Origin of the sequence: Apilactobacillus intestinapis, from assembly GCF_049166695.1 — a bacterium.
In the GTDB taxonomy this organism is placed as follows: domain Bacteria; phylum Bacillota; class Bacilli; order Lactobacillales; family Lactobacillaceae; genus Apilactobacillus; species Apilactobacillus kunkeei_C.
Genome location: NZ_JBMHFD010000026.1, coordinates 1 through 2,418, shown reverse-complemented (window position 1 = coordinate 2,418; position 2,418 = coordinate 1). Strand labels below are relative to the sequence as shown.

Sequence of the window (2,418 nt, the reverse complement as noted above, 5' to 3'; positions counted from 1 at the left end):
CTTATTAATAATTTTTGTAAATCCTAAACCATTATAATAATCTTTAATGGCAGCTAATTTTAATTCTTTAGAAAACATAAAAGAACCCCTTAGGTTAGATTTCTCCAACTCAAGGGGTTCAGTTCACACCCTCTCACAGTGTGTCTTTTTATTTACTTACTTTGTCTAAGCAATTCTTTTCTTAGTTCATCATCAACAGCATAGATGAAAAGTCCGTGAACACCACGTTTTAGTAAAACATTTAGTTGATTACGAATTAATTCAGATGATATATCCTTTTGTTCACCATTTTTCATTGTTCTTTTTTCTTTAACCTGTCTATCATAGCTTTTTGATCCATCATAAAATAATTTACCATTTCTAAACTTAATTGATGGGCCAAGGATAACACCACAATAATTTAAATCAAATCCTTGAATTGTAAATGTTGAACCAACTTCATTAATTGTTTGAGGCTGTTCTGCCCATGATAGTCCTCGATATTTCTTCTCAGCAGGTAATTGATAATTCCAAGGAAGATTAAACTTATCACCAATTGATACTCTCCATAAATCATCAATAGTAGTACCATCATCTTGAACAACTTTATGATATTTATTGGATTTAAATTTCCAATCATAAGTTGCAACCATTCTAGATAGTCCTTTTGTTAATGACTCGATACTATCATTATGCTTCTTGATTGCATCGTACATATCATTGATATCATCAAAAATTATTAAGTCATATTTGTCATCGTATGGAATTTTTTTAATTTCATCCTTAGTAACAATGTCTTCAATCCAATCTATGGTTTCTTTTGAAGCATCCATTCTATTTTGTTCAGATAATTCAATAAGTTGATGGTTTGATTTTGCTCTGTTTATTAAGTCTTCATAAAATGATTTTTCAACATAACCATTTCGCTTTAAAACTTGCATAGGATCTAGCACCGCTACAACCACATCAGATACATTTCTTATATCTTTTAAATGACCTGATCCTTGATATACCATGTAACCTTCAGTAAGCAACAAATGAGCTTCGTCTATTAAAGCAATATCTATTTTTGAATTTTCATCTCCCACTGGATGCATATTTAAAAACTTTGTTGGCTTATTAACTATCGAATCGCCCAGTCTTGTTTTAATACCTATTTTCTGAGCAATGTTTTCATATACTTTCACTTGTTGATCATGATTTACAATCATATATGCTTCTTGATTTTCAGGTTTATTAAGTTCAGCAAAAAGAGAACTTAATAGAACCGTCTTACCCGTTCCTGCAGAACCTTTAATGATAATTAAATTATCCGTGCTATGTCCTTTTCGAATATCTTTTATTTTATCAATTATTTCATCTCTAGCATCTAGTTGTTCGTCAGTTAACTTATGAAAAGGAGATGCTTTAAAAATTGCAGAATTGGTAATATCATCCACACTCGGGAATATATCTTTATTTTTCTTAGATAATTATTCCCAAATATTTTGAAAGATATTTCTAAAATGATCTCTTGTAAAATACAAATCTTGGTCATTTGATCTACGATTATTAAGTTCACCAATGGCATCGTCACTAAGCAAATATTTCATTAATTGATTTTCAATATCTAAAGTAAGTGATTTATTAAATTCTTTATGCGCAATAACAATTATTTTTGCATCTTTGGAATTATTTAACTCTGTCCAATCCGTTCTGTCTTCTGATTCGCTATTTAAATGTTCTTCCGTTCTTCGAACAATATTGTTGGTTTCACCAACATATGCTTTAAATTGACCGAACTTCTTTTTATTACCACGAATTTTATCTATAACTATGTATACAGTTGGAAATCTAGTTATTAATTCATGCTCTTCATTAGTATTATTTTGTTTCAAAATTTCCTGTTTTATGTCACTATTAATACTGTAATCATATTTTCTAATGATTGGTTTAGCTATTTCACTATCTGACATATATGGTGCACCTGCCTTAAAGGAGATTTTTTTTATGGAATATAAAGATATAATTCAAGAATTAATTGAATTTAGAAACGACAGAGACTGGAATCAATATCATACACTCATTTCCTTATCTAGAGCTTTAGGTATTGAAGCTTCTGAAGTTGAAAAAATATTTCTATGGAAGAAAGATGATAATTCTCTATCATCTAAAGAAAAAGATAACTTGAAGTTAGAATTAGCTGATGTACTAATATATTGTTACTACATGTGTGAAAAACTACATGTTGAACCTAATGATATTATACAAGACAAAATAAACATTAATAAAGGTCGAAGTTGGAAATTTCACAAATAAAAAAGACACCCTAAGGTGATGTGCACCCCAAAAGTTGTACATTATTATATTGTTTTTCCTAGGCGGAAAGTTTCCGGTATTGAACCGGTGACTTTCCGCCTAGTTTTGTTTTAATACGATGATTATTGTAATAATCAATCC

The 2,418-nt window shown here is 29.6% G+C and carries 4 protein-coding genes; 1 reads left to right on the top strand and 3 read right to left on the bottom strand.

Going from position 1 to position 2,418, the window contains the following annotated elements; all coding sequences use genetic code 11:
* Nucleotides 1-152: 152 nt before the first annotated feature.
* Nucleotides 153-1,418: a DUF2075 domain-containing protein gene (locus ACOMA7_RS07645; RefSeq protein ID WP_421393138.1), complete on the bottom strand. Its 1,266-nt coding sequence runs from the start codon at nt 1,416-1,418 to the stop codon at nt 153-155.
* A gap of 33 nt (nt 1,419-1,451) precedes the next feature.
* Complete coding sequence (locus ACOMA7_RS07640) at nt 1,452-1,934, bottom strand: GIY-YIG nuclease family protein (RefSeq protein WP_421393135.1); 483 nt, start codon at nt 1,932-1,934, stop codon at nt 1,452-1,454.
* A gap of 34 nt (nt 1,935-1,968) precedes the next feature.
* Between ACOMA7_RS07640 and ACOMA7_RS07635 the strand changes: the two genes are divergently transcribed.
* On the top strand, nt 1,969-2,277 hold the full coding sequence (locus ACOMA7_RS07635; RefSeq protein WP_353485728.1) for a nucleotide pyrophosphohydrolase: 309 nt from the start codon (nt 1,969-1,971) through the stop codon (nt 2,275-2,277).
* A 58-nt stretch (nt 2,278-2,335) separates the two neighbouring features.
* Here the strand turns inward: ACOMA7_RS07635 and ACOMA7_RS07630 are convergent, their stop codons facing one another.
* A complete protein-coding gene (locus ACOMA7_RS07630) occupies nt 2,336-2,416 on the bottom strand; it encodes an IS3 family transposase (RefSeq protein WP_225349253.1) in 81 nt (26 codons plus the stop codon).
* Between the last annotated feature and the right edge of the window lie 2 nt (nt 2,417-2,418).

Bases quoted from the DNA above. Each gene is read 5' to 3' on its own strand.
- ACOMA7_RS07635 (WP_353485728.1), top strand. From the start codon at position 1,969: ATGGAATATAAAGATATAATTCAAGAATTAATTGAATTTAGAAACGAC.
- ACOMA7_RS07640 (WP_421393135.1), bottom strand. From the start codon at position 1,934: ATGTCAGATAGTGAAATAGCTAAACCAATCATTAGAAAATATGATTAC.